The sequence below is a fragment of the Rhizobium tropici CIAT 899 genome, from assembly GCF_000330885.1.
GTDB lineage: Bacteria > Pseudomonadota > Alphaproteobacteria > Rhizobiales > Rhizobiaceae > Rhizobium > Rhizobium tropici.
The window spans coordinates 57,569-84,167 of the sequence record NC_020060.1 but is presented as its reverse complement, the minus strand read 5'-3'; the positions used below and the strand labels follow the sequence as shown (position 1 = coordinate 84,167).

The 26,599-nt window shown below is 56.0% G+C and carries 25 protein-coding genes and 4 pseudogenes; 8 read left to right on the top strand and 21 right to left on the bottom strand.

Translation table 11 applies throughout. The annotated features are described in order from the left end of the window. Window positions 1-703: 703 nt before the first annotated feature. A complete protein-coding gene (locus RTCIAT899_RS19005) occupies window positions 704-1,900 on the top strand; it encodes an efflux RND transporter periplasmic adaptor subunit (protein WP_244441491.1) in 1,197 nt (398 codons plus the stop codon). Then, the gene (locus RTCIAT899_RS19000; RefSeq protein ID WP_015341856.1) at window positions 1,897-5,055 is read left to right on the top strand and encodes an efflux RND transporter permease subunit; all 3,159 of its coding nucleotides are present in this window, start codon (window positions 1,897-1,899) and stop codon (window positions 5,053-5,055) included. Before RTCIAT899_RS19005 ends, RTCIAT899_RS19000 begins: the two co-directional genes overlap by 4 nt. 201 nt (window positions 5,056-5,256) lie before the next feature. Here RTCIAT899_RS19000 and RTCIAT899_RS18995 read toward each other — a convergent pair whose 3' ends face one another. The 4 genes from RTCIAT899_RS18995 to RTCIAT899_RS18980 form a co-directional block, all read right to left on the bottom strand. After that, window positions 5,257-5,679: a response regulator gene (locus RTCIAT899_RS18995; protein WP_041678042.1), complete on the bottom strand. Its 423-nt coding sequence runs from the start codon at window positions 5,677-5,679 to the stop codon at window positions 5,257-5,259. 14 nt (window positions 5,680-5,693) lie between these two features. Beyond that, window positions 5,694-6,803: a PAS domain-containing protein gene (locus RTCIAT899_RS18990; RefSeq protein WP_041678041.1), complete on the bottom strand. Its 1,110-nt coding sequence runs from the start codon at window positions 6,801-6,803 to the stop codon at window positions 5,694-5,696. Window positions 6,804-7,155: 352 nt separating this feature from the next. Further along, on the bottom strand, window positions 7,156-7,806 hold the full coding sequence (locus RTCIAT899_RS18985) for a ChrR family anti-sigma-E factor (protein ID WP_015341853.1): 651 nt from the start codon (window positions 7,804-7,806) through the stop codon (window positions 7,156-7,158). Then, entirely contained in the window at window positions 7,803-8,456 is a 654-nt protein-coding gene (locus tag RTCIAT899_RS18980) for a sigma-70 family RNA polymerase sigma factor (protein WP_015341852.1), read from the bottom strand. The genes RTCIAT899_RS18985 and RTCIAT899_RS18980 overlap by 4 nt, the downstream gene beginning before the upstream one ends. Window positions 8,457-8,591: 135 nt before the next feature. On the opposite strand from RTCIAT899_RS18980, the gene RTCIAT899_RS18975 reads away from it, so the two are divergent. Continuing rightward, a complete protein-coding gene (locus RTCIAT899_RS18975) occupies window positions 8,592-9,092 on the top strand; it encodes a TspO/MBR family protein (protein WP_244441490.1) in 501 nt (166 codons plus the stop codon). Between the two features lie 38 nt (window positions 9,093-9,130). On the opposite strand, the gene RTCIAT899_RS18970 is transcribed toward RTCIAT899_RS18975, so the two are convergent. From RTCIAT899_RS18970 to RTCIAT899_RS18950, 5 genes are read right to left on the bottom strand one after another with little or no spacing between them, the layout of a single operon-like run. Continuing rightward, on the bottom strand, window positions 9,131-9,550 hold the full coding sequence (locus tag RTCIAT899_RS18970) for a DUF2177 family protein (RefSeq protein WP_041678058.1): 420 nt from the start codon (window positions 9,548-9,550) through the stop codon (window positions 9,131-9,133). Between the two features lie 32 nt (window positions 9,551-9,582). Beyond that, complete coding sequence (locus RTCIAT899_RS18965; RefSeq protein ID WP_015341849.1) at window positions 9,583-9,954, bottom strand: DUF2147 domain-containing protein; 372 nt, start codon at window positions 9,952-9,954, stop codon at window positions 9,583-9,585. A 28-nt stretch (window positions 9,955-9,982) separates the two neighbouring features. After that, complete coding sequence (locus RTCIAT899_RS18960) at window positions 9,983-11,215, bottom strand: SAM-dependent methyltransferase (RefSeq protein ID WP_015341848.1); 1,233 nt, start codon at window positions 11,213-11,215, stop codon at window positions 9,983-9,985. Beyond that, on the bottom strand, window positions 11,202-12,035 hold the full coding sequence (locus RTCIAT899_RS18955; protein ID WP_015341847.1) for a DUF1365 domain-containing protein: 834 nt from the start codon (window positions 12,033-12,035) through the stop codon (window positions 11,202-11,204). The genes RTCIAT899_RS18960 and RTCIAT899_RS18955 overlap by 14 nt, the downstream gene beginning before the upstream one ends. Next, a complete protein-coding gene (locus tag RTCIAT899_RS18950) occupies window positions 12,032-13,405 on the bottom strand; it encodes an NAD(P)/FAD-dependent oxidoreductase (RefSeq protein WP_015341846.1) in 1,374 nt (457 codons plus the stop codon). Before RTCIAT899_RS18950 ends, RTCIAT899_RS18955 begins: the two co-directional genes overlap by 4 nt. A gap of 168 nt (window positions 13,406-13,573) precedes the next feature. On the opposite strand from RTCIAT899_RS18950, the gene RTCIAT899_RS18945 reads away from it, so the two are divergent. The 3 genes from RTCIAT899_RS18945 to RTCIAT899_RS18935 are packed head-to-tail and all read left to right on the top strand — an operon-like array spanning window position 13,574 to window position 15,933. After that, window positions 13,574-14,374, top strand: coding sequence for a DUF1295 domain-containing protein (locus RTCIAT899_RS18945; protein WP_015341845.1), 801 nt, complete (start codon window positions 13,574-13,576; stop codon window positions 14,372-14,374). A 3-nt stretch (window positions 14,375-14,377) separates the two neighbouring features. After that, a complete protein-coding gene (locus tag RTCIAT899_RS18940; protein WP_015341844.1) occupies window positions 14,378-15,406 on the top strand; it encodes an SAM-dependent methyltransferase in 1,029 nt (342 codons plus the stop codon). Then, window positions 15,403-15,933, top strand: coding sequence for a hypothetical protein (locus RTCIAT899_RS18935; protein WP_015341843.1), 531 nt, complete (start codon window positions 15,403-15,405; stop codon window positions 15,931-15,933). The genes RTCIAT899_RS18940 and RTCIAT899_RS18935 overlap by 4 nt, the downstream gene beginning before the upstream one ends. Window positions 15,934-16,093: 160 nt before the next feature. On the opposite strand, the pseudogene RTCIAT899_RS18930 reads toward RTCIAT899_RS18935, so the two are convergent. Beyond that, window positions 16,094-16,363 (bottom strand): annotated as a pseudogene (locus tag RTCIAT899_RS18930) (Rid family hydrolase); the annotation flags it as partial. Window positions 16,364-16,450: 87 nt separating this feature from the next. Between RTCIAT899_RS18930 and RTCIAT899_RS18925 the strand changes: the two are divergent. Then, window positions 16,451-17,647, top strand: coding sequence for an IS256 family transposase (locus tag RTCIAT899_RS18925; protein ID WP_004110519.1), 1,197 nt, complete (start codon window positions 16,451-16,453; stop codon window positions 17,645-17,647). Window positions 17,648-17,699: 52 nt separating this feature from the next. On the opposite strand, the pseudogene RTCIAT899_RS34075 reads toward RTCIAT899_RS18925, so the two are convergent. The 5 genes and pseudogenes from RTCIAT899_RS34075 to RTCIAT899_RS18900 form a co-directional block, all read right to left on the bottom strand. Continuing rightward, window positions 17,700-17,849 (bottom strand): annotated as a pseudogene (locus tag RTCIAT899_RS34075) (RidA family protein); the annotation flags it as partial. Between the two features lie 379 nt (window positions 17,850-18,228). Further along, window positions 18,229-18,987, bottom strand: a complete 759-nt coding sequence (locus RTCIAT899_RS18915) for an alpha/beta fold hydrolase (RefSeq protein ID WP_041678055.1) — start codon at window positions 18,985-18,987, stop codon at window positions 18,229-18,231. Window positions 18,988-19,127: 140 nt separating this feature from the next. Beyond that, window positions 19,128-19,658: a VOC family protein gene (locus RTCIAT899_RS18910; RefSeq protein WP_015341841.1), complete on the bottom strand. Its 531-nt coding sequence runs from the start codon at window positions 19,656-19,658 to the stop codon at window positions 19,128-19,130. A gap of 103 nt (window positions 19,659-19,761) precedes the next feature. Next, window positions 19,762-20,610, bottom strand: coding sequence for an alpha/beta fold hydrolase (locus RTCIAT899_RS18905; protein ID WP_015341840.1), 849 nt, complete (start codon window positions 20,608-20,610; stop codon window positions 19,762-19,764). A 52-nt stretch (window positions 20,611-20,662) separates the two neighbouring features. Next, a complete protein-coding gene (locus RTCIAT899_RS18900; RefSeq protein WP_015341839.1) occupies window positions 20,663-21,487 on the bottom strand; it encodes an oxidoreductase in 825 nt (274 codons plus the stop codon). Window positions 21,488-21,661: 174 nt separating this feature from the next. Here RTCIAT899_RS18900 and RTCIAT899_RS18895 point away from each other — a divergent pair, with 174 nt between their 5' ends. Further along, window positions 21,662-22,522 carry a LysR family transcriptional regulator gene (locus RTCIAT899_RS18895; protein ID WP_015341838.1) on the top strand — a complete coding sequence of 287 codons (861 nt, stop codon included), beginning with the start codon at window positions 21,662-21,664 and terminating at the stop codon, window positions 22,520-22,522. Window positions 22,523-22,567: 45 nt separating this feature from the next. On the opposite strand, the gene RTCIAT899_RS18890 is transcribed toward RTCIAT899_RS18895, so the two are convergent. The 6 genes and pseudogenes from RTCIAT899_RS18890 to RTCIAT899_RS18865 all read right to left on the bottom strand — a co-directional run bounded on the left by RTCIAT899_RS18890 (window position 22,568) and on the right by RTCIAT899_RS18865 (window position 26,522). Continuing rightward, the gene (locus tag RTCIAT899_RS18890) at window positions 22,568-22,864 is read right to left on the bottom strand and encodes a chorismate mutase (protein WP_015341837.1); all 297 of its coding nucleotides are present in this window, start codon (window positions 22,862-22,864) and stop codon (window positions 22,568-22,570) included. Window positions 22,865-23,001: 137 nt separating this feature from the next. Continuing rightward, the gene (locus RTCIAT899_RS18885) at window positions 23,002-23,589 is read right to left on the bottom strand and encodes a DUF308 domain-containing protein (protein WP_015341836.1); all 588 of its coding nucleotides are present in this window, start codon (window positions 23,587-23,589) and stop codon (window positions 23,002-23,004) included. Between the two features lie 456 nt (window positions 23,590-24,045). After that, window positions 24,046-24,636, bottom strand: coding sequence for a TetR/AcrR family transcriptional regulator (locus RTCIAT899_RS18875; protein WP_015341834.1), 591 nt, complete (start codon window positions 24,634-24,636; stop codon window positions 24,046-24,048). Between the two features lie 139 nt (window positions 24,637-24,775). Beyond that, window positions 24,776-24,892 (bottom strand): annotated as a pseudogene (locus tag RTCIAT899_RS34070) (short-chain dehydrogenase/reductase); the annotation flags it as partial. Window positions 24,893-24,978: 86 nt separating this feature from the next. Then, window positions 24,979-25,668, bottom strand: coding sequence for an aspartate/glutamate racemase family protein (locus tag RTCIAT899_RS18870; protein WP_015341832.1), 690 nt, complete (start codon window positions 25,666-25,668; stop codon window positions 24,979-24,981). 99 nt (window positions 25,669-25,767) lie between these two features. Then, window positions 25,768-26,522, bottom strand: a pseudogene (locus RTCIAT899_RS18865) (SDR family oxidoreductase). Window positions 26,523-26,599 lie beyond the last annotated feature (77 nt).

Below are 26,599 nucleotides of genomic sequence, written 5' to 3'. Positions count from 1 at the left end.
CCTCTGGCAAGGGTTAGTAAATAATGCGACCATTTTGTTTCGATGCCTACACTAATTCGATTGAGCATGCATCTGACTGTTTCTTGATTGCGTATTGAAGGCGTCTGTCGAACATCGGCGACAGACAATGCGCTTGAGCGACGCTGGACCGGCCGCATTTGCCCGCCCCGCAGCGGCCGGTCCTCGGCAAGCAGTTTTTAAGATGTGCTAAGTTTTCACCGTAGGTGAGGCTAGCTACTGTATCAGACCGATACCTGCGATATGGGAGCCGTAGTCGCGTATGAAGGAGCAATTTTTCCACGTTGCGTTATCAACAGCATCGGTCATAGCAGCAAACCATTCCGAAAATCCCGCATCTTCTGTTGTTCATGCGATCATCCGCCATGGGTCAGCGAAGACTGAACGTCCATGGTTATTGGAGAGTCGTGCGAATTATGCCTGGAAATTACTGATCAGCCGGCTTTGCCGGTCAGTCAAAGCAGCGGTGTCGTAGCCTCTACGTCAAAAATATCGCCAAAATAATGGATGAGCTCTTGGATGACTGATAATTATATCGGCCCCGCCAGCGGCAATTTTGCAATCCCTTCCCAACGGCCCCTCTGATGGTCGTCATCGTGTCAAATAGAAGTTTGAAGGCATCGTCCGCCGCGTCAGACGCTTCGCATTTGGTGAAGAGAGTTGGACCTAATATCGAACTAAAGTCTTGCGCATCGTTATCACGCGCGTCAACGGAACAGCAGATATGATCAAATTTTTAGTTCAGCCGCTTGCTACTTGCTGCATGCGAAGCTTATTTGCTGCCGCCGTAAACGTTATTGCCGCTCCCTTCGGGACTTTATCCGCAACGGAGATTCCTGCCGTTCCGGTGACTGCCATCGTGGCACACACAGAGACCATCGATCGAGTGATCAATGGCATAGGTACCGTCGCCCCCCTCCAGTCTGTCACCGTTCGCCCGCGCGTTGATGGCCAGGTCGTCGACATGCCGTTTACCGAGGGGCAGATGGTGGAGAAGGGAGATGTTTTGCTTCGGCTCGATGACCGCGAGCTCCTGTCGGCGCTGGCCTCCGCCAAAGCAAAGCAAGCTCAGGATGAGGCGCAATTGAACAGTGCGCGCGCAGACGCACAGCGTTATGTGGCGCTTGCAGATAAAGGCGTAGCCTCGGCCGCGACGCTCGAACAGAAAACCGCATCCAGCGAGCAGTATGCGGCCGCGGTGCAATACGACCAGGCTGTCGTCGAGAATGCGAAAACCCAGCTCGGATTTGCAACTGTCACCGCCCCACTCTCCGGGCGCACCGGATTCAAGCAGGTGGATGTTGGAAGCGTCGTCAGCGCGAGTTCGACGACCGGTATTGTGACCATCACACAGATGGACCCGATCGCCGTATCGTTCGTTGCGCCAGGTGACAGGTTCGGAGAAATTAGGCACGCGCTTGTCAAGGGCATTGCCGAGGTTACGCTGACGAGCACGGATAGCAGCCGAACCCTAGCCAAGGGCAAATTGACTACCCTCGACAACGCAGTCGACACCGCGACGGGCTCCATCCATCTCAAAGCGAGCTTCGACAATAAGGCTGGCATTCTGTGGCCTGGTCTTCCGGTTGCAACGACACTGACCGTGGAAAAGCGCTCTGGGGTCGTCGTCCCAGACAAGGCACTGGCCAGGGGCCGTGATGGGCTCTATGCCTACGTCGTCCGATCGGATGCGACAGTCGAAAAGAGAGCCGTCAAAACCGCCTTTGTCACGGGCGCGAGGGCGCTTGTGACCGAGGGCATAAAGGATGGCGAACAAGTCGTCATGGACGGTCAGTCGCGCATCGGTGATGGTGCCAAGGTTTCGGTCACTCCCTGGTCGGGATCTCCGATCGGCGAGCTCACCGAAGAGGCTAGGCCATGACCAGTCAAGACGGTGCCTCTTCTTCAAGAGCCGGTGGCTTTTTCGATTTCTTCATTACACATCCGGTTGCAACCGGGCTGATTATGAGTGGTCTGTTCCTGCTGGGTGCGATCTGCTATCCATTCATGCCGGTATCGGCCCTTCCTCAGATCGACTTTCCGACGATACAGATTGCCGCCAGCCTTCCGGGTGCTTCGCCGGAGACGATGGCGGCGAGTGTCGCGCAACCGATCGAGGATGCATTGTCGCGTGTCAGCGGTATCACCGAAATGACCTCCAACAGTTCGCTGGGGACGACCTCGATCACGGTCCAGTTCGGCTTGAACCAGAACATCCAAACTGCTGCCAGCGACGTTCAGACCGCGATCAGCGAGGCGAGCGGTCAGCTGCCCAAAGATATGCCTTCATCGCCAACGGTGCACAAGGCAAATCCCGCCGACGCTCCAGTCATGCAGCTATCTGCCACCTCCGACACTCTCACTCTTCCGGAGCTTGACGAATATATCGAGCGCAATGTTGCATCGAAGATCGGGCAAGTTTCTGGGGTCGCCTTCGTCAATATCGGGGGCAAGCAGAAGCCGGCAATTCGCGTCGCGGTCGATCCAGGCAGGCTGGCTCAGGCAGATGTCACCTTGGAGGATGTGCGGAGCGCAATCGGAAATCTGAGTCTGAGCGCACCCAAGGGCAATATTGACGATCCGACCCGAACCTTTCCGATTGAAACGAACGACCAGATCCGCAGCAGCGCGGAATGGAATGATGCTGTCATCGCCTATCGCAATGGTGGTCCCGTGCGAATTCGTGACATCGGCCAGGCTATCGATGGCGCCGAGGATAACAAGATGGCGCACTGGACAAACGGGAAGCGTGGCATAGCGCTGGACGTCTTCCGCCAGCCTGGCGCGAATGTCATTGCGGTCGTCGATGCGGTCAAAGAACAATTGCCCGCCCTCCAGGCATCACTGCCGAGGTCTATAAAGCTCGAGCTGGTGACGGATCGCACCTCGACGATCAGGGCATCTGTGGACGATGTTCAGTTTACGCTGATCTTGTCGATCGGCCTCGTTGTCGTGGTGATTTTCCTGTTCTTGCGCAATCTGCGCGCTACCGTCATTCCGGTGCTTACCCTTCCTATAGCGCTCGCCGGATCGCTTGCGCCGATGTGGGCACTCGGTTTCAGCCTGGATAATCTCTCATTGATGGCGCTTGTGGTGGCGGTAGGCTTTGTCGTCGATGACGCAATCGTCATGCTCGAGAATATAACGCGGCATATAGAAGCCGGCATGGAACCAATTCAGGCAGCTCGCAGGGGCGCTCGCGAGATCGGCTTTACGATCGTCTCGATCAGCCTATCGCTGATTGCAGTATTGATCCCCATCCTTCTGATGGGCGGCATTGTCGGTCGGTTGTTTCGCGAGTTTGCGGTGACTTTGACCATCACGATCGTCATTTCCGCTATCGTCTCTCTTACGCTGACACCAATGCTGGCGGCCAAGCTCGTTCGTCCAGTCAACGATCATTCGCGCGGGCGCATTTATCGCGCAGGTGAGGCCTTCTTCGACCGTTTAACTAGCCTCTATATCCGAAGCCTTGAGCCTGTGATCGCTCATAAGTTCCTGACACTTTTCGTTTTTGTCGGTACGATCGCAATCACAGCCTATCTTTTCATCATCGCTCCGAAAGGGTTCTTTCCGGAGCAGGATACCGGCTTCATTGCCGGCTTGTCGCAAGCTTCGCCCGACATTTCCTTCACGGAAATGGCAAAGCTCCAGGAACGCGTCAGCGCCATCATCATGAAAGATCCGGCCGTCTATAGCGTATTCATGGATATCGGTGGCGGCAATGGCGGGAACGCTCTCAACCAGGGCCATGACAACATAACCTTGAAACCTCTGAAAGATAGAGACGCCAGTGCCAAGCAAGTCATAGACAGACTAGGCACCGCGCTGGCCTCGCAACAGGGTATCAAGCTCTTCATGCAGTCGGCCCAGGATATAAATATCGGGGCACGCCCCGCCAAGACGCAATACCAGTTCACGCTGCAGGACGCCGATATTCAAGAGCTCGGAGATTGGGCAGTGAAGGTGACCAACGGCCTTCAGGGGCTCTCCTCGCTGCGCGATGTCGGCAGTGATCAACAGGCAGAGGCCCCCAACCTCGCCATCAAGATAGACCGCGCGGCGGCATCCCTTTACGGGGTCCTTCCATCTACGATCGACGAGACCCTTTACGATGCCTTCGGTCAACGGCAAGTTGCCTCCTACTCGACCCAGACAGATACATTCCGTGTTATTCTTGAAGTCCTGCCGAACCTTCAGCGTGATATTGCAACGCTTGACCGTCTTTCGGTTCGTGCAAGCAATGGAACCTTGGTGCCGCTTTCAGTCGTTGCGAAATGGACGACAAACAGTGTGTCGCCGGTCTCGATCTCCCATCAGGGTCAATCGCCAGCCGTTACCATATCCTTCAACCTCGCGCCGAATGTAGCACTCGGAGAAGCCACCCAGGCAATCGAGAAAGCCGTCGCGGAAATGCATCCGCCCGCCACGCTGCAGACGAGCTTCTCCGGAAGCGCCAAGGCGTTCAAGGATTCGCTCGGTACGGTGCCACTTCTAATATTGGCATCACTGCTGGTGGTCTACATCATTCTCGGCGTTCTCTACGAAAGCCTTATTCACCCACTGACAATCCTTTCCACCCTGCCCTCGGCTGGTCTGGGCGCATTACTCGCCCTGCAACTGGCAGGATTCGACTTCGGCCTAGTTGCGATGATCGGCGTGATCCTTCTGATCGGCATCGTCAAAAAGAACGGGATCATGCTCGTTGACTTTGCAATACAGGCGGAACGTGATGAAGGCCTCGACAGCCGGGACGCCATTGTCAAAGCCGCGCAAATGCGATTTCGCCCGATCCTGATGACGACGATGGCCGCCCTTCTTGGCGGGCTTCCGTTGGCCATAGGGCATGGAGCGGGCTCCGAATTACGCCAGCCGCTCGGCTACGCCATCGTCGGCGGCCTTATGGTCAGCCAGGTGCTTACCCTTTATACAACCCCGGTCATCTATCTCTTGCTCGACAGGCTTCGCAATAAACGCAGCGACAGCCCTGATGGCCAAATCGAAGTTCGATCCATGGCGGGGTCTATCGCCCACTGATCTTAGATTTCGCAAGACAGATAAACCCGGCCTGCTGTCGCTATATCGCTTAGCAAAGCATCGACTGGAGATCTAACGCGAAAGAGTTCCGCCGCATGTCAGGCCACAAACTGTACTAACCGCCGAAATGATCACGATTTCAACCTGCGCGTACGTTATCAGGAGGTCATCCAGCAATTCGAACGGCAAAGTCGCTAACGACTATTTGGAATTGATTCGAAGATAGTCTGCAGCCAGAACGAGGCTTGCCGGCGGCAGTCGATCCTCATCTCCTGAAACAACCGCCGATATATATTCAAGCGCGTTCGCAATTCCGTTCATTGTGTAAGGCTTCTCAATAGCGCCCATCGCACCCGCGAAGTCCGGCGGCAGCTTTTTGATATTGCCGCTGACGAAGACGTACGGGATACTCCTTTCAGCCAGCGCTCGCCCAAAATCGATTCCCTTCGGACCGTCCTGCAACTGGATGTCCACAAATGCAAATTCCGGTGGAGATGCTTCCAAAAGCTCCAGCGCTTGAGCGCCACTTGCCGCCTGTCCGACAACCGTATGACCGGCTGCCTCGATCTCCCATTGCAGCTCCATCGCAAGCAACATTTCGTCTTCAACGATCATGACTTTCAAAGCAGTAGTTCCTCCTAGCTTTCGACCCGTAAAGTGACGTCCACGGTCGTATGCCGCTCTTCGCACTTTCGCTCGATTGTCGCGCCCACCTGAAGCGCCGACCTCTCAAGGAGCAGCCGACTCAATTCTGCGCTCATCTCATCCGGGATAATCGGTTCCGATATATCCTCCACCCTGATGAGGAGGCGTTCGTTGAACTGTTTGATGACAACATGGATGTCACCTCCGCTGTCCCTGATCCCACGACTGAGGGCATCGCCGATCAACTCGTTCAAGATAAGCGACAGCGGAGACGCCTTCAGGGCTGGAACATAGGCTGGCGAAATATCGAGCGTCAGTCGTATATCATCACGCTTCATAGCTCCGAGCAGGTCCAAAACGAGCTCATACGCGAAATCACCCAAGTCAAAGCGAGTGACGTCGTTGGTTGTAAAAAGCTTACGCTGGACGATACTGATTGCTTCGATCCGGTTGAGCACTGCCATCAAGGCATCTTGCTGACCCTGATCCTTTGTCAACCTCAACTGCATCTTGACGATCGAAGCCATGGTCAGAAGATTGTTTCTGACACGATGATCAACCTCATGAATCAACAGGGTCTTTGCCGTCAGTGCAGCGCGCAAATCGTTAGTGCGATCCTTGACCTCTTCTTCGGCCTGATGACGCGCTGATGCCAGGTCCGCTTCCCTGCTTTTGATGTTCGTAAAGTCGAGTTGCGAAGCGAAGAAATAAGTAATCTGGCCTTGGCGGTCCCAAACGGGGTTGATGAACAATGCATTCCAGAACGCGCTGCCATCCTTCTTATAGTTCAAAATGTCGACGGATACGCTGCGTCCCCCAGCGACCGCATCGCGGACGACAGCGACGGTGTCTCGACTCGTCTCCGGACCTTGCAGAATTCGACAATTGCGCCCGATCAATTCATCGCTCGAATAACCAGTCAGCCGCTCGAACGCGCCGTTGCAAAAAATTATCGGGTTATCATGCTGGTTTGGGTCGGTAATAATCATCGGCATACGCGTCGCTTTGAATGCCGCGGCGAAGGGGTCCTCGCTCGCATGAGCCGCTACAAGCCGTTCACCCGCTTGCCTTGCATCTTCCTGATCCTGATCTCGGTCCATAATACTCGATCCCGTACCTAGAGGAGCGACATTGGGGATAGCCGATTAATTTCAAGAGTAGTGGTTTTTCAATTGATCGAACAGATAGAGCAAGTTTTCGATAGGCAACCTTTTTAATATGACCAAAGCCAACAATAAAGCTTAGTAATTCATATCAACTCAAATGAACATCTGCGTTGATATTCTCGCCACAGCTGCCACTCACTGGCGCTTTCGCCCGAATTGTTCTATCTCGATCCGAATACCATTCGTACTGCTACCCGTTTAACTCCATAATCGAAATGATCAGGACGAATTATTGTTCCAACTAAACCATTGCCAAACTCCAACGGCATTAGCATTCAGTCAAAGGCAATCAGATGCCGGCGAAAGGCCCCAGCAATCTGCCAAGTAACCCCTTGAAACGGACCTGTCCTTCGATCGCCGCCAGGGATATGCACTCACCGTCGCTGCCGATCACCGGACGATGATCCGTCTCGTCGTCTCCCTCGACAAAGTCACCGGGCTCGTAACGATTATTGCCATCGGAAAACGATCCTTTCAGAACCTGCGTCACCTCCAGGTCCGTATGCCCGTGCGCCGGCATGTGCTTATTCGCTTTTACCTTCAGCAGAATAACGTTCGCTTTCGGCGCGTGAGGCACACGAATGCGGCTAAGCCTCACCCCCGGTCCCACAGGACGCCAGGGACCTACTTCGCAACCAGCCAGTGGGCTTGGAAGAATAATGCCATCGATGGAAGGCGGTGAGCGGTGCGGCGCGATATGGCTGGGCCTCCCAACTACATCCAAACGCGCAAGCGTTTGTTGAAGAGCGCGAGGAGAAAGCGCCTGGGGTTCCGTTCGGATCAGCATCTCTCCGCCAACGGCCTCAAAGGTCGCCACGCGCCTTTGACAGAAGGGGCAACCACTCAAATGAGCGGCAACAACGAGTGACGGACCGGCCGGCAGCGTGCCTGCAGCAAAACGCACGAGTGTCTGATCGCTGGGATGATGCTTGTTCGTCATAGTGTTTCTTCCAGCATATCCCTAAGTTTTCCAAGCGCACGCCTGATACGAGACTTCACAGTGCCGAGTGGCAAATCCAATTCCCTGGCAATTTCAGAGTGAGGACGATCACGGAAAAAGGACAATCTGATGATCTCTTCCTGTTCGGAACTCAGCGCCTGAAGCGCTACGCGAACCTTTTCTTCATCCGCTCTGACAAACAAAATCTCTTCAGGCGTCGGCTCCGCGGCCTGCATGACCTCCGTTCCGTCTTCAGACGCTTGCTTTGACGACCTTGACTTGCGTTGAAAATCGATGCGCAAATTGCGGGCGATTGTGAAAATCCACGTCATGGCACTGGCGCGCGCAGGATCGAAATAAGTGGCCTTGCGCCAGACCAAGAGCATCGCCTCCTGGGCGATTTCCTCGGAAAGTTCAGCTGAAGAACCGGAGCGCATCATAAACGCCTTGATCCTTGGCGCAGCAAAATTGAAGAGCTCGGCAAAGGCCTGACGATCCTGACGGGTTGCTATCGTAAGAACAAGTTGATTGACCGCTTCGCGCGACAATGGATCGTGCTCGTGCAAAGTCGTCACCGCTCGTCTCCTTTCGAAGGAGATGATGCTGTTCTGTTTGCCATGGCTATCGATAGGCGGTGCTGAAACATTCATGCGCTTTCTACGATGGGCAATGCCGCTTGGATCCCATGATCCGATCCAGAAAAATCCACGTATCAGATTTGAAGAGCAGGAACAAAGGCTTCGGTTTGGCAAACGCAGTGCAGGAAGCGGGCCAGAAGAGAGATTATGATGCCGCGAAAAACATTGGACCAACAAAAGCCTTTAGTGAAGGCCGGCCTCGCGGCGATCCCGGTTATCTTAACCCTTCTTCTCGGACAGTGGGCGACCCTGCCGAACATTGAGGGTTGGTACGCAGGCCTTGCCAAGCCCGCATTCAATCCACCGAATTGGATCTTTGGGCCGGTCTGGACCCTCCTTTACGCATCTATGTCGTTTGCAGTCTGGCGCATATGGATACTTCCAGGAGACCAACCGCAAAAGTCGGCGGCGCTCATTTGCTTTTATCTGCAACTGGCGTTCAATGCCGCATGGTCGTGGGCCTTCTTTGCGCTCCATAGCCCGCTGCTTGGCCTTATCAACATCGTTCCGCAATGGACTTTAATCCTGCTCACAATCTTCAAGTTTCGCCTTCTCGACCGAATCGCTAGTTACAGTCTTGTACCTCTCGCTGTTTGGGTTGCTTTCGCGATAGCGCTCAATTTCGAAATTTGGCGGTTAAATCTTTGAATGTGCGGGCTATCGCGAATAGCACTCACCCCTGATCTTCAGCCATGTGTAAGAGTTCCGAGGAGACGCGCCGTTATCCATTGCCCGCAACCGGCAGCAAAGCCTGAGAGGATCGTACCCCAAAAAAGATCGGCTAAGGTCAGAATAGTCGACCAGTTCTTGAGTGTCGCCTGATTGGTCAGATCATAGGTGGCATAAGCCGTAAAGCCGAGCATCGCCCCGCACACTATCGCAGTCTGGATCGACTCCCCGATCAGCCCCGGGCGAACGGCGAGAACCGTAAGTCCAAACGCATAAATCAGGTAGAAGGCGATGGCAGGCGCGAGTCGGAAGTCCGCTGTCAGTATCTCTGCCATTACAGGCCGGTAAAGACGGTCGGTCATGCTGCTCAGCCAGATAAAATCGATGGCGATGAACACAACCAGTGTAACGATATAGGCAACGACGTAGGTTTTCACCACATTCTCCATAGCGGCCTTCCTTCGGTCGATCAGCGGATGCGTGTCCAATCGACATCGCGGCAAATCAGCCCGGCAATAACACAGCCCCTCGTGGACATCCGGTCACCATCCACTTTCACTGTGATCCTGTAGTTCAAATCACGTTGGGGATCGAAAGCCTCACCGGAATAGACGCCCTCTTCACTGGGCTTGATCGTCATCACCAGCTTGTCACCGGCTTTTTCGCTCGGCGTTCCCGGCTTGATCCAGGTATTTGTTGCACAGATGGCCGATCCGCAGGGGGCAATTCTCACTTTGGCGTTGCCATCTCCTCGCGCCCACTGGCCTTCGATTCCGGCCGCTTGCGCGTCAGTTACAAATGCTGCAGCCAGATAAGCAATCGCTCCAATCATCGCTCTCATGCCTGGACCTCCTTTTGACCGCCGACCTTCACGCGTGCTCAAGTGTATAAAGCCCGACGTCGATGCTCCCCTCCTCAAAGCCGGCTTCGCAATAACACAGATAGTAATGCCAAAGGCGACGGAACCGCTCATCAAAGCCGAGGGCGGCAATTGCCGGCCAGCGCGCATGAAAGCGGGTACGCCACTCGAGAAGTGTTCGTGCGTAGGATTTGCCGAAATGCTCCCTTGCTGCGAGCCTGAAGCCTGCCTTTACAACAGCCGCCTCCAATGCTGAATCGGAGGGCAGAAAACCGCCGGGAAAAATATACTTCTGGATGAAATCGGAACCGCGCCGATAGGCATCGAAACGTTTCTCATCAATCGAGATCACCTGCAGCACAGCCTTGCCACCGGGTCTTAAGCAACGTTTCAACGTCGAGAAATAGTCCGGCCAATAGGTCTCCCCTACTGCCTCGAACATTTCGATCGAGACGATGCGATCGAACTGCCCATCGAGATCGCGGTAGTCTTGGAGGCGCAGGTTCAACTGCTGCTGCACTCCCGCACTCGCGGCAGCCTCCCTTGCCCAGGCGAACTGTGAAGGTGACAAGGTGATGCCGGTCACCTTGGCGTTGGCACGAGCTGCCATGAATATGGAAAGAGCACCCCAGCCGCAGCCGATCTCCAAAACACTATCATCACGAGTGAGATCAAGTTTTTGCAGAATATGATCAAGTTTCTTTTGCTGAGCAGCTTCGAGGGTATCTGTAGAAGTGTCAAAAATTCCCGATGAATAGAGCATCGTGGAGTCGAGCCATTGCTTGTAGAATTCGTTGCCGAGATCGTAATGCGCCTCGATGTTACGACGGCTGCCTTTCTTCGTATTGGCATTGAACAGATGTTTTGCCCTGTTGAAGAGCCGCATCATCGCACGGCCTTCGATAGCCGGCGCTAGCGCGTCGATGTTTTTGGCGGCGAAGCGGATGACTGCGGTCAAATCTGGAGTTGTCCAGTCCTCATCGAGGTAACTCTCCGCAAAACCGATATCTCCTGCAAGGATCAGGCGAGGTAACCAGCGCCAACGCCTAATGTTAATGATAGCCTCTGGGCCCGGCTCAACGCCGTATTTTTCGACGACCTGCCCTGACGGCAACGAAATCTTCACGTGGCCGTAGCGAACGTCGCGCATCAGCCTCATGAGAAGTCGGTCGACGAAACCAAACCCCTCGGTGCTATCGGACGGACGCATCGACGCGCGGGAGAAATCGTCAAAATGGCTCATGAATGTCAACCTTGGACTTGGGTATTTTCACTTCAGTGGGGGATAAGCAACCGAATGAAACAGAGCTTTCCGGAGGATGGGGACGTGCCCGCAATCCAATACCTTTCAGCCAGATCTTCATCGCTTCCCAATGAATGCCTCCGACGACACGAAGCGTCAGAAAAGGGATCGCGAAAAACGCTTTAAGCAATGCGCGATCCGTAAGCTCGCTACGACGCGCCACATGCCTGGCGGTCAATACCGGCCCATCGCGATCGAAAGTCTCGATACGGATGGAAAGAACGTCGGTGGGTGGCGACACGCGAAACTGATACCGCAGATCCATCTCCATAAAAGGCGAGACGTAGAAAGCCTTGTCGCACTGCTGGATAATTTCAGGCGCATCGCTCGCCTCGACCGGGATCATATAGCCGTGACGCTCACCGAACGTATTGTCCACTTCCCAGAGTATGGCTTTGAGCGACGCATCCTTCGAATAACAGAAGAAGACACTGAGCGGATTGAAAGCCCAACCGAACAGTCGCGGCATTGTCAGCAGCAGTATTGGACCGCCATCCGGCTCGATACCGGCGCTTCGCATGTTCCCCTCGAGCTGTTTCCTCAGATCGGATCCAGACCGGTCGCCTCGATCCTTGCGATAGAAGGAGAAAAGGTTGAAACGATCGATGGAGAGAAGGCGGAACCGCCGATCGATCTGGTCAAGCTCATCGAGATCGAGCAGCAGAGAATAGATCCGGTAGCTAAGCCTGTGCTGCTTGGGCCTTACACGAGCATGTGTGACCAGGCCGGAAAAAAGCGCAGATTGAAGTTCCGCACTCATGCGGTAACCTCCACGCTTGGCAGCAACTTGACAGGCCGGCTAATCGGCTGACGGACGATACGACCACTTTCCTGCGAGACTTGCCAGGGCCGCCGAAAGCCACCGAGATCCTCAGCCGCCGCAAGGCCCGCCTGGATGCCATCCTCGTGGAAACCAGAACCGAAATGCGCGCCACAAAACCAGGTATTGCGGATGCCTTGAAGCGACCAGATTTCCTTCTGTGCGCAATCGGTCTTGAGATCGAAAACTGGATGTTCATATATCTCACGGCAGATGACGGTTTCCTCCTTTGGCGCTCGGCGCGGATTGAGGGTGACAAAAGTCGGCGGCGCTAAACCCAGCGGCTGCAGCTTATTCATCCAATAGGTGATGGAGGGTTGGCTCGGTCCGCCGCGCGTATCAGCCATATAGTTCCAGCTAGACCAGGCAGCGCGCCGTTTCGGCATGAACGAGACATCGCTATGCAGGACCGCTTCGTTACGCGAATAGCGGAAGGCACCCAGAATGCGTCTTTCATCGGCGCTTGCATCCACAAGCATTCGAAGCGCCTGGTCGGCATGGGTTGCGATCACCACATCGTCGAAAGCGTGATGGCCGCCGGTACTGTCCTCAAGCTCTACGCCTTGTGGTCCGCGTCTTATCGCCTTCACTGGCGTCGATAACCGGATGCGGTCGGTAAAGCCGTGGGTCATGCGGGCAATGTATTCGCGGCTGCCGCCCCTTACAGTGCGCCAAATCGGCCGATCCCATAGATTGAGCAAGCCATGATTGTTACAGAAGCGGACAAAACTTGCCGCTGGATAAGCGCCGATCTCCATCGCAGGGGTAGACCAGATAGCCGCGGCCATCGGGTACAAATGGTCGTCGCGAAAGGCGCGACCATAGCCGTTGCATGAGAGATAGTCATCAAGGGAGATGCCATCCGTGTCGAGCAAGTCCCGCGGGGCATTGCGATAGAAGCGCACCAGATCGCGCATCATCGACCAGAAACGCGGGCGGACAATGTTCGATTTCTGCGCGAAGAGACCGAGGCCCGTACCACCGGAATATTCGAAGGCACCATCATTGATCGAAACTGCAAAAGACATATTGGATGCAGCCGTTGGAACGTCGAGTGTGCGGAACAAGGCCGTTAAGTTGGGATATGTAACCTCGTTGTAGACTATGAAACCGGTATCGACGGATACAGGACCCGCGGCGCTTTCGAATGTCACCGTATTACTATGGCCGCCGAGCCGATCGCTTGCTTCGAAGACAGTCACGTCATGGCGATTTGAGAGAAGCCAAGCTGCCGACAGTCCCGAAATGCCACTTCCTATAACTGCAATGTTAAGTCGACGGCTGCCGTCGTTTCGATCGTAGCGACCCATCAAATACCCCCGGTCTCCCGCAACAAGCTCTCGGCTTTCAAGACAGATACGGAGGTAGACGACCGCCGGTTTCGCACGACGTGAGATTTTTTCTAGCAGCACGAAACCAGTTCAAAGGACCGTCCGTAAATAACGTATCGCGACACAAAAGCGTAATGCGAGCGACGGATGGATTTGTTTCTTCTAGCAATCGTGGCGGCCGGCATATCGCTGGCGATGGCCGGAGCCTGGATCGTGCAGCGTACAACCGGCATGAGCGGCTGGATCGACACCATTTGGTCTGCGGCCGTCGGCTTGGGCGGCATCTTCACTGCCGGCTGTGCAGAAGGCCCATTCTCGCGCCGGATGACCGTGATAATCATCGTGGCAGCCTGGGCGCTGCGGCTCGCCGGGCATATTGGAGTTCGCACCAAAGGCGGCGGAGAAGATCCACGCTATGCCAAACTGATGAGGGACTGGGGCGCCAGTGCCAGCTCGCGGCTCTTTATCTTTCTGCAGGTTCAGGCGCTTGCGGCTTTCGTCCTCGTATTCGCCATCTATCTCGCGGCGATCAATGACAAGGCCTATCCGGCGGTAACGGATTGGCTTGCCGTGTTACTTGCCGCCACGGCTCTCGCCGGCGAGACAATCTCGGACGCACAGCTCGCCCGATTTCGTCGAAGGCCGGAAGCCAGGAGTGAGGTCTGCGAGACGGGGCTGTGGCGTTATTCCCGCCATCCCAACTATTTTTTCGAGTGGCTGTTCTGGTGCTGCCTGCCGCTATTTGCCGTCACAAGCTCGCCAACGAGCTTGTTATCGCTGCTCGCACCGGCGTTGATGTATTGGCTGCTGGTGCATGTCTCCGGAATTCCGCCACTGGAAGAACATATGCTGCGATCGCGCGGTGATAAATTTCGCGCGCTGCGGAAGCGTGTGAACGCCTTCTTCCCAGGTCCACGCAAATCCGAATTCGTTTCTCAAGGAGAATAGCCGATGAATATGCTGGCATTTGCGATCAACGCCGCAGAGCGCGCTCCGCTTACGGACAGCATGACGCTGGCTGGGATAGATTTTCTCTGTGCACGCACCAAACACCGTCTATCGACGACGTCGCAAGACGCGGAAAATTTGTTTGTCGAAGCAATGGGAAATTTTCCGGTAGCGACACACACCGATGAGGCCAACCGACAGCATTATGAAGTCCCGGCGGAATTCTTCAGCTTAACCCTGGGACCTCAACGAAAATACTCGTGCTGCCTTTATCCCGCACCCCATACGACGCTGGCGGAAGCCGAGACTTATGCACTTGCCGAAACCGTGGAGCATGCCGAAATCGAGGATGGAAACAGTATCCTGGAGCTTGGTTGCGGCTGGGGTTCACTGTCCCTTTATCTTGCAAAGCAATTTCCCAATTCGCGGATTACATCGGTTTCAAATTCCACCTCACAGCGCGAATACATTCTCGCCATGTCGCAGAAGCACGATCTCGGCAATCTTACCGTCATCACGGCAGATATGAACGACTTTACGACCGATGGAAGCTTTGATCGAGTGATCTCGATCGAGATGTTCGAGCATATGTCCAACTGGCGCACCTTGCTCGAGCGTGTCCGCGGATGGCTCAATCCGCACGGCAAGCTTTTCCTCCATGTCTTCACTCACAAGGACCGCTCCTATCGCTTCAACCACCAGGATCCGGCCGATTGGATTGCCCGTCATTTCTTTACCGGCGGCATCATGCCGGCACATGATCTGCCGCGTCGCTTTGCCGATCTGTTTTCAGTCGAAAAGGAATGGCGCTGGTCGGGAACCCATTATCGCCGAACGGCGCTCGACTGGCTCGCCAATTTCGACCGTGAGATCGACCGCATCCAGCCGATCTTCGCCAAGGTCTATGGGAGGGACAGCGCGGTTTGGCAGCGCCGTTGGCGGCTCTTTTTCCTCGCCACCGCGGGCCTCTTTGGCCATGACAACGGTGATGTCTGGGGGGTAGGTCATTATCTCCTGAGGCCAGCAGGATGAGGCGGCCGGCGCTGGATCCAAGGACCGGAGCAACCGTCACGATCGCCTGGGTCATCATAGCCAATAAACCGTTCTACCCTTTTTATGTCTGGTGGCTGGTTGGCGATGGCGTTGAAACATCAGCCATAACGCTCGTCGCCATTGCCTTTTTTCTGGCGGTACCTTTGATCGCTAGAAAATCGCCGTTTAGTGCCCGGCTGGCGCTGCCGCTGATCGGCACGATCGATACCGTATGCGAATCCATCGTTTTCGGAAGAGCGTCTGCCACACTCCTATTCCTTGCACCCTGCATGGCGCTGACACTGGTCTCGTTCGATCCCGTCGAGAAATGGTGGCAGCGAGGCCTTACCTGTTTCATCTTCGTTTGCTTTGCGGCATGCTGGTGGAGGCTCAAGGAACCCGTTTTTCCATGGACCGGCGACCAAATCGCGACATTGTCGAGCATCAACGTTTTTGCAGTCGCCAGTCTGATGGCGTTTATTGGCGTGCGTTATGCCGGGACATCGCGCGAAAACACCTCACCATAAGGAGCTAAACTTAAGCGCCGCGCTGTAGCGCTCTTCGACAATAGCCATACTCGACGCTCTTGATGGGACACGAACCATAGTTCGTCGCCTTGGCTTCTCTAAGCGGTTGTAAACTTTATGCTTCAGCGTAAAGGGATCGCTCGCGACAAAATAGTTTCCATTATCGCTTAACGGCAACACATTTCACCTCAGCGAGGAGTCCCGGGTGGGCGAGCTCGGAGACACCTATTCGGGTCCACGCATAGGTTCCCTTCGGAAATACCTCGTTTTTAACAGTCCGGAACACGTCCATGTGCTTGGACATTTCGACGTGATAGCTTGTCATTTCCACGATGTCATCGAACGTGCAATGAGCGGCTTCCAGGACAATCCGTAAGTTGTCCCACATAGCTCTGAATTGTTCTGACGGATCGTGAATAATGATCGTGTCCCATGGAGTGGTGTAGCTTGATTTCATAGCCATCGGTGATTTCCGGTAGGGTCGGGTTGCTTAGAGCCAACCTGAGGGACACCACCGATGACCGACGACATGATGAACCTGCGCTCACTCGTTGAGAAGAGCGCTGATGCCGATTTGCTGCGGGAGATGATCGGCTTTGCTGCCGAGAAGCTGATGGCGCTGGAGGTCGGCACGAAGACCGGCGCGGCCTATGGCGAGAAGAATGGCTTCCGGCTGGCCCAGCGTAACGGCTATCGCGACCGGGATTGGGAGACACGGGCGGGCACCGTCGAGCTGCGCATTCCCAAGCTTCGCACCGGCAGCTACTTCCCGAGCTTCCTGGAGCCGCGCCGCATGGCCGAGAAGGCTCTGACGGCGGTCATCCAGGAGGCTTATATCCAGGGTGTTTCGACCCGCTCTGTTGATGACCTCGTCAAGGCCATGGGCATGTCGGGCATCTCCAAAAGTCAGGTGTCCCGGCTCTGCGAGGAGATCGATGAGAAGGTGAAGGCCTTCCTCGACAGGCCCATCGAAGGAGAATGGCCCTACCTGTGGATCGATGCGACCTACCTCAAGGTTCGGCGCGGTGGTCGTATTGTCTCCGTCGCCGTAATCATCGCCGTCGGCGTCAACACCGATGGCCGACGCGAAGTGCTCGGCATGGAGATCGGCACGTCCGAGGCCGAGGCGATCTGGACCGAGTTTCTTCGAAAGCTGATCAGGCGGGGGCTGCGCGGCGTCAAGCTCGTCGTCTCCGATGCCCATGAGGGCATCAAGGCCGCAGTATCGAAAGTGCTTTCCGCCACCTGGCAGCGCTGCAGGGTGCACTTTATGCGCAATGCCTTGGCCCATGCTGGAAAGAGCGGACGCCGGGTTGTCTCCGCGTTCATTGCAACGGCCTTCGCTCAGGACACGCCGGAGGCCGCAAGCACTCAGTGGCGCAACGTCGCCGACCAGATCAGGCCAAAGGTACCGAAGCTCGCCAGTCTCATGGACAGTGCCGAGCAAGACGTGCTCGCCTACATGACCTTTCCCAAGCAGCATTGGGCCAAACTTCACTCGACCAACCCCATTGAGCGATTGAACGGTGAGATCAAGCGGCGCACAGAGGTCGTCGGCATTTTCCCCAACGACGACGCCATCGTGCGCCTGGTCGGTGCGCTGCTGCTCGAACAGAACGATGAATGGGCCGTCCAGCGATCCCGCTACATGACACTTGAGACAATCGCCACAATGAGCGATGATCCGCTCATCAGCCTGCCAGCAGCAAGCTGATACTCATCCGACCCTCTGGGATGAGCCGTGGTCGTCTAAGCTACACCACGTCCTGGGACATGATCTGAATAATCTTTAGATCCTTTGTCCGTCCTACTTGGCCAACGACGTAAATTGTGTCTCCGACTTTAACCGCAGGAGCATAGCCTGCGCGGCTGACGATCTCCCGCATCTCATCGGGTATGATGATCTCTCGATCCATAGTGGTCCTCGCAATCTCTGGTGTGGTTGCCAGCGGCGCTGGAACATGTGTCGCGAAAATCTTAGGAGCCGCTGGGTCAGCCAGTACGAATGACCAACGGTACAGTTATCTTTTCACGTCGACCGCCGGAATGCATCTGCGTGTTTGCAGTTGAAGTCGAAGAGGTTCATCACGTGGCACAAACGGTGACGGACCTCACAAGGTGTAAGGGTAACTCAGCCGATGACGCTCTTTATCGTTGAGCCATAGACAGCTGTGTTTAGGAAGGCTTTTTACCGAGTTAAGGCACTTGTCTCAAAATCGCTGCGTCACGTTCCGAGACCTGACACAGCGAGCAAGTTGATCGACACAAGCGCCTTCTACAGACGGCATGCCGCAGCTATTTGGTAGCCTTGACTGCTTCCTCGATAACCTTTGCGACTACAGCCGCCTGTGAGATGTAGATAGCGTGGCTGCCCTCCACCTCTGTCACCGTTGAACCAGCACGCTTGTACATCCAACGCTCTAGGTCGGGCTTTATCGTCATATCGTTTTTCGCGACAATTCCGTAGCTAGGCTTGTCGTGCCAAGCCGCAACTGGAACCTGCGAATTGGTGGCCGCGACGGCGACAGGCATCTGAGACCGGGCCATGAACTCCGCCTGATCCTTGGGTAGATCTGCCCCGAAATCTGCGGCGAACTTCTCTCGGTCGATAAGCAGGAAGCCATCCTTGGTTGGTCTGATATCATTCGTCGGCGCAGGCATCGATTGGAGCAACTGTGCAGTGCTTTCGCCTTTTTCGGGCTGCAGCGCCGCGACATAGACAAGGGCCTTCACCTTAGGATCATCTCCTGCCGCCGTGATGATCGTACCCCCGTAGCTGTGACCGACGAGAACGACGTCTCCGTCCTGCTGATCAAGCACACTTTTCGTGGCTGCAACGTCCTGGTCCAAGCTTGTCAGCGGCTGCTGGACAATGCTGACATTATAGCCGTCCCGAGTCAGGATGTCATAAACGCCGCGCCAACCGGAGCCATCCACGAGCGCTCCGTGGACGAGCACGATATTTCGCGGGCCGGCTAAGGCGGGCGCTGTCGCCGCAGCAGAAGACAAAAGTACGGCCGTAAGGCCAACGGCTGCTTTGTTGAAAATCGACATGGTCGGTAGTTCCTTCATATCTGTATTGCGAAATCGGTCTTGATCCGGTGCCGGAGGTGGAGGCGCAACCTGCCAGCACCGAGGCCGCAGCCATCCCGACGGAAAGCTGCGGCGAGACGTTATGCTCTCAAAGCTCACACTCATTCCTCGTCCTGCCACCTGCGCAGATCAGTTTGGTCGCGATAGCCCATGCGGTCGGGCGTGGTGATAAACTCAATCGTCGTACCCCACGGCATGCGGCAGTAGCAGACCTTGTTTCCAGGACCTTTCTCGGTTGCATAGGGAATAGCGCGCGGCGCGGTGAGAGACGTCCCCCCGGCCTTTTCGAAGCGCTCTACCGATGCGTCGATATCGTCGGTGTAGACACCGAAGTGGGTAATGCCGAAGTCGCTCGCTCGAACCGGCTGGGCTTGTTCGGAGCCGTGCATCTCAAAGAGCTCGATGTCAGGCCCGGTTCCAATCTTGACCATCGCCTGCGCGTGCACGACCGTTCCGGGGAAGGCACCCGTGGCCCGCTCGAATTCGGGTCCCTGCCGCGGCGGATCCTGCGGTCCGAAGGACTGGTAGATCACCTGGCCGCCGAAAGCTTCCACCAGGAATGATTTTGCTGCTTCGATGTCGGGCACCGTGATGCCGATGTGATTGACGCCGCGAATTTGAGGTGCGGTCATGACAGTCTTCCTTTCTCGTTTAGTCGATCGAACGCGACAGGTGTGGGCGCGACCCGCCTGCGCTGTCGTGGTCCGCCCACCCGTGACGGGGCGTTGCGGAATTTTAATTAGGCTTGAGAAAATCGATCAGAGCGGCCACGACTTCGTCCGGCCGCTCGTCGGCAACATAATGGCTGCACCGCGCAATCGAACCGCCCATGACATTGGCGGCAAACTCCTTGAGCATCGGGACCATATGCGGACCGAAGCGCTGCTCTCCGCCGAGACCGAGCACGGGTATCTCGAGCGGTCGCTTTTTGTACTCGAGTGCAGCCGCATCGTCAGCGTTCAGGGTGCGGTACCATTCCATGCCACCACGCGTGCGACCAGGAAGAGCCATCGCCTTGGCGTAGATCTCGATGTCCGCCGGATTGAAGGTGCTGTGATCGTAGAACCGCTCTGCCATGAAGGCCGAAACATAATCATATTCGCGGCCATGGATCAGGCGTTCCGGTAGATCCCGGTTCATATGGAAGCTGAAGTGCCAGATCCTTGCCGTCGTCGCCTCCCATTGCGTCCAGCCGGGAAGCGGAACGTCGAGCACTGCCAGGTGGGTGACAGCCTCCCGATAAATGGCGGCCTGGGGCAATGCCACCATTCCGCCAATGTCATGGCCGCAGACGGCGTAGCGTTCATGCCCAAGGACAACCATGACCTCGTGCGCATCTCGCGCCATCGTCGCCTTGTCATAGCCGTCAAGCGGGCAGTCGGAAAAGCCCGCCCCACGCAGATCAATGGCCACCACGCTGAAATGCTCCGCCAGCAGTGGCATTACATGGTGCCATTCCCACCATGTTTCCGGCCAACCGTGAAGCAGAAGGATCGGCGGGCCGGAGCCGCCCGTGACGGCGTTGATCTTGATGCCATTCACCGGCACCAGCTGCTGGGTAAACCCTTTCAAAGTTGCGATCATGATGACTTTTCCAGTCGATGTTAAAGTTCAAAGCTGAGGTTACGGCCAGCGCTCATGGCTGGTCGAAATCGGTGGCGATCGTGATGTCGCGCCAGGCGTCGATATCGCGGCGAAAGGAAGCCAGCTTTCGCTCGGCGATCGAATGCGCAATCGGGCCGAGCGGCAGATGAAGCGGGACATCATCCGCATCGACTGCCCGCAGGATCACCGCGATCGCCTTATCGGGATCGCCCGCCTGATGGCCGTTGTTGGTTTCGCGATAGTCCTTGCGCGAGCTCGCGGCATATTCCGGCATCTCGTTGGCCGCCATGGTGATTGAACGGCCAAGGAAATCGGTGCGGAACGGCCCAGGCTCGACGATCAGCACGCGGATGCCGAACGGCTTCAGTTCGCCGGCGAGCGCTTCGGAAATCCCTTCCACGGCGAACTTGGCGGCATTGTAATATCCAGCGCCGCCGCTGCCCGCGATGCCTGCGCCAGACGACATGTTGACGATCGTTCCGCCAGAACGTCGCAGGATCGGCAGGGCTGCTCTTGTGGTTTCGATCAGCCCGAAGACGTTGACCTCGAACATAGGCCGATATTCTTCCGGGGTGCCTTCCTCGATCGCACCAAACAGTCCGTAGCCGGCATTGTTTACGAGTACATCAAAGCCGCCGAATGTCTCCACCGCCTTTTCGACCGCGGCCTTGGCTGCGGCCGCATCCGTCACGTCGAGCGGCAAGGTGATCATACGACCGCCGAAGGGTTCAGCCATTTCTTCGATCGTTTTGCCATTACGGGCAGTCGCGATGACCTGATCGCCGCGATGTGCCGCAGCGAGCGCGAGCCGCTGGCCGAAGCCGCTTGAGCAGCCCGTGATGAGCCAAGTTTTCATGAGTTTTTCTCCGAGTTGTTTTCAGACGACGCCAATGGCGCGTCTCCTTCAGCCGAGCGACCTTATGAAAGTCGTCGAAGCTGCAGGAGGCGATGACAAAAATCTAGGTGTTTAGATTTGTTCTTTAAGTGACAGAACTGTATTCTCGGCGTTCAGTTTTGTTCGGGGGTGACGATGGAATGGAGTGACGTCAGAATCTTTCTTGCTGTCGCGCGATCCGGCACGCTCGGCGGCGCCGCACGTTCTCTTCAGACAAGCCATCCGACCGTCGGCAGGCGCCTGCGCGCACTTGAGCAGGCGATCGGTCACACGCTCTTCCAGCGGACTGCGGACGGTCTTGTCCTGACAGAAGAGGGCCATGGAATCATCGCGCTGGCGGAACAAATGGAAGAGGGCGCGCTGGCCATGCAGCGCCGGCTTGCGGGGCAGGAGCAGGATCTCAAAGGCAGTCTGAGGATTTCGTCAGCAGACTGGTTCGGAGCCTATGTACTGCCTCCAGTTCTAGCAGATTTTTCGAACGCCTACCCCAATGTCGACGTCGAGATCCTGACCGGTACGCGCCTGTTCAACCTCGCTCAGCGGGAGGCCGACGTCGCTTTTCGTATCGTTCCCTTCAACACTGCCGATGTCGTTCAGCGGCGGCTCTTCAGGCTCGAATACGGCGCCTACATCGCCGAGGAGTCGCCTGATCCCAAATATGGCGACGGGACTGGTTTCCGGCTGATCACCCACGATACGTCGACCGGGCAGTTTCCCGATATCGCTTGGCTCATCGAGAGTTTCCCCAATGCGAGGCCCGTCCTGCGATCAAACAACCGCAACGTCCAGGGGCGCATGTGTCGGCAGGGCGTCGGGATCGCCGTCCTTCCCCGCGTGGTCGGCAGTCAGATCGCGGGTATCCGCAGACTGGAACTGCCGACGCCGCCGCCGGCCCGAGACATCTGGATGGGATATCACCGGGACCTGCGACGTCTTCAGCGGCTTCGCGCGTTCATTTCGACCGTTTCAAATCATCTCGTGAACGCGGCCGCATGATGAGCGAACCGAGCTCATCATGCCTGCGGAAAATCTCCGAGATGTCTATCTTTGGGCCGCAATCTCCTTGTGCCGCTTCACCACGGTACCGACGATGAGCTTCATAAGGCTGTCGACGAATTGTTGATCAAGGCCGAGCTCGTTGGCAATATTCCTCAGCCGATCCATTTGGCGTCGCTCCCGCTCACTATCGGTTGCTGGCATAGCCTGCTCCGCTTTTAAGTTGCCGACTTGCTCGGTACAACGAAAGCGTTCGGCCAATATATGGAGGAGAGCCGAGTCCAGGTTGTCGATGGTCTTTCGATAGGACGCAAGTTGCTCTGACGTATTCTGGGTATTCATCTAATTATCTTCCAAACTGCTTTCACACGCACCATGTGGGCGTGAAGAAACGGGACAAGGGCAAAGCTGCGCTCTCAATGGCACCGACTTTCAAAAAAGGGCAGCTTCATACTCATGCTTTACGGGGCGCCGGCACCTCAAAGCTCTGCTCCGCGCATACTGCGACGCGAAAGGGCTATACTCAGCCAAATTGCCGAAACCAGAAAATAAAATGCCCCGACGCCCGCGTATCCGGCGACTGTGGAGATAGAAGGCTCTTGCGGCATTTGCGCTTGAAAGATAAAGAGCGCGCCCGCCACGGCCGATTGGCCGCCGCTCAAAACCATTACCCATTGACCGCCGCTCGTTTTCCAACGCCGGACGGCAGTCCCTAGCTGCAGCACCCCTGAGAAAATCGCCCATAGACCGAAGGCTCCGAGAACCCAGTTCATGCTCATTGTCAGCGCCAAAATCACGACAATCGTCATAACCGAGCTCGCCATGACGTTGATCGCCTGGCTCCGGTTGACGGCAAAGCCACCGCTCCTGCTAGCGTCAACGACGTTGGCGACGGCATCCCAAGCCGGATAGATGACCAGAAGAGTGGCAGCCACCGCAAACGAATGCTGTCCGAGAGTGAATGCAGCCGCTACCCAGAGCACCGAGAACACCGCTCGGGTAAAATAATACTGCTTTAGCCATTGGTCGTTGCCGCTCGCAACACGGGAGGTCTGATTGTTCGACATTGTTTTCTTCCACTTTCTGGATTGATGAAATTGTTCACGCGGGTTCTGTCACAAGAAGCCCACATGCTTGCCGAATGGGGTGTTCTCGTCCCACTCATTTCGGCCGATCCGATCGCTTTCGCCGGAGAGTTTCCCAACCGGCTCGTCGGAAATCTCAATGTCCTGTGAGGCGTCGAGAGACCGAATCTTTGACCCACCGGCCTCCTTGCTCTCCAAGCGCATGCGTTCCTCGAATGCCTCGTTGATCGCCCTTTGCCGCTTAGCGACCCATCGGCCATCAGGATCGGAGAGGATCGAATTGGTTTGGCTGATCTCAACCTGTCGGGAAGACGCGGTCGCTGAAATCGGCATTACTTTCTGAACTTTGCGTTTGCTCATGAACTGTCACCACTCTTCCTACTAGTTGGTAGTTTCGCGTGATGCGAATTTACCTGAGTAGCACTAGCCACCGCAGGATTAGTGAGCGACGATTGGAGTCAGTCGGTTAAGAGCTGGTGTCATTATCGTTCCGAACACCTCCGGCTTCCCATAGGCTCTCGCGGAGAGCATCGCCCCGTACACCGTCGCCAGAAATGCCTCCGCTTCAACATGCGGCTCGCTGGAAAGGTTCAGAGCGCCTTGCCTGGACCCACGTTCCATCATCGAAGCCAGCCACGATGAAATGAAGCGAAAGAAATTCGTCACCTCGGTTGCGACTTCCGGCGGAAGGGATGGCAGTTCACTGGCAAGCAGAGCGCACACGCAATACGGTCTGCTCGCATCCTCGATGCATTTGGCCCAGTGGTTTGCATAGACCTTGAGAATGTCCAGTGCATCTGGAACGTTCTGCTCAAGGGCGGCCACACTCGCCTGGCCGTCTTCACGATAGCGCTTGACCAGCTCACGCACCAGATCGACCTTACTGGGGAAATGGTGGTGGATACTGGCCTTCCGGATTCCGACCACTTTCGAGATGTCGGCATAGCTGAAGCCATTGTAGCCTCCACTCATGATCAGGTTTCGGGCGGAAGCCAGGATATCGTCGGAGGTGGTTGAAAGATTGCTCATAACGATGAGCTACCTTCTAGTAGGTAGAATGTCAATAACAAAAGCTCTTAATTTCTTCGTCGTCGAAATTGTGATGGCGTACCACGGCTTGCTTTCCCTGCTGAAGGTCGCTCCGACCGCGCATGCCGACTATATCTTCCTGCCGTGCTTGTCGGATCGAATTGAAGAGAGCATCGCCGTCGGCAATCGCGCTTTCGGTCCTTACCATTGAGCGGCCGGCCCAACAACGCGAAACGAGCACCGTGCATAGCGCGGTGGCGGAAGACGCCGAACCGCGCCAGGTTTGACCAAAGCTCCGGCGCGTTCTCGTAAGCCGGTCGCACAATCAGGATGGGCAGCGAGTCATTGCAGAGCAGCTCGAAGGGCGGCTTTGCAATGAACCAGGGTCGTATCGAAGACTTGAACGCCCACATTATCCTGGTTCAGCAGCATGCCCACCTCCGTACAACCAAGGATAAGGCAGTCGCAGCCTCGATCAATCAGCCGCCGCGCAATCAGTTCATAGGTCAAGCGACTTTCCTCGCGAACAACATCGCGACACAGTTCGTCATAGATGATGCGATGGGTTTCCGCTCGATCGCCGGCCTCGGGAATTGTTGGCAACAGTCCTAGAGCGGACAAGCGGGCAGTGTAGAAGTTCTGTTCCATGGTGAAGGCGGTCGCCATCAGCCCCGGCCTACGGAAACCGCTATTAAGGATAGCTGTCGCAGTTGCGTCCGCGATGTGTATGAATGGTATCGACACTCCATCTAATATCGTGTCCGCTACTTTATGCATGGTATTCGTCGCCATGATGAGGAGATCGGCGCCTCCGCGTTCCAGGGCAATGGCTTTTTCATTCAGGATATTTGCCGCGACATTCCAATCGGAGGATGCCTGCAACTTTTCGATCTCGTCGAAGTCGACAGATCGTATGAGAAGCTCAGGAGAATGCAGTCCTCCCAGGTTCTCGCGGGTAAGCCTGCATAGTTCACGGTAATAGATCTGGGTCGAGGCCGCGGACATCCCGCCGAGTATGCCGATCGTCTTCAAATGCGTTTTCCATTTTAGAGTGTTTTCATCTGTTCTACTAAGTCGAAGATTGAGCAGAAACCAGACGCACTTATGGCACCAGGTGCGGCACCAACATGCTCAAGCGCTAATGCCACCGTCGACGAGAATGCCCATCCGGTAATATAACCTGCACCGGGCGCGGCGAGAAAAGCGACGGCCTCTGCGACCTCCCTGGCTTTACCGTATCGAACAATCGAAAGGTTTGGCAGAATAGCAGGTGCCAGAGCGCCATCGGCAGGGTTCATGTCGGTGTCGATCGGGCCTGGTCGAACCAGATTGACCGTGATCTCCCGAGATCCCAACTCACGCGCGAGGCCGCGAGTGAAGCTTTCCAGCGCAGACTTGGTTGCTGCATAGACCGCGATCCCTACAAACGGCACAGCCAGACCCGCATTGCTGCCGATACTGATGATGCGACCGCCATTCGGGATGTGTTTCAGCGCCTCTTGAGTGACCAGAAGGACGCCGCGAACATTGATGTTCAGCTGCAAATCAATCTCCTCGAGCGGCTGTGTGGAGAAGTCGCTCGCGAAAAGGACGCCCGCATTATTGATGAGTATGTCGAGGCCGCCGAGTTCAGCGATGGTCTGCTCGACAGTGGCTCTCGCGGCTTCTGTCCTCGCAGCGTCGGCCCGAATGGCGATCGCTTTGCGGCCCATAGCGCGGATCTCGGCAACGAGAGCCTCCGCTTTCTCGGCTGACTTCTCATAGGTGATCGCAATGTCGGCACCATCCTCGGCAAGTTTTAATGCGATGGCCGCACCGATACCGCGTGCCCCACCGGTAACCAGCGCGCGCTTGCCCGCGAGAGGTGGCGTAAAGATCTTGTTCATGGAGGAATACCTCAAATTGTTTCTATTTTACTTTGAAGGTTCACGCCGTCACTGGACGAGCCACCAACGAGACCATG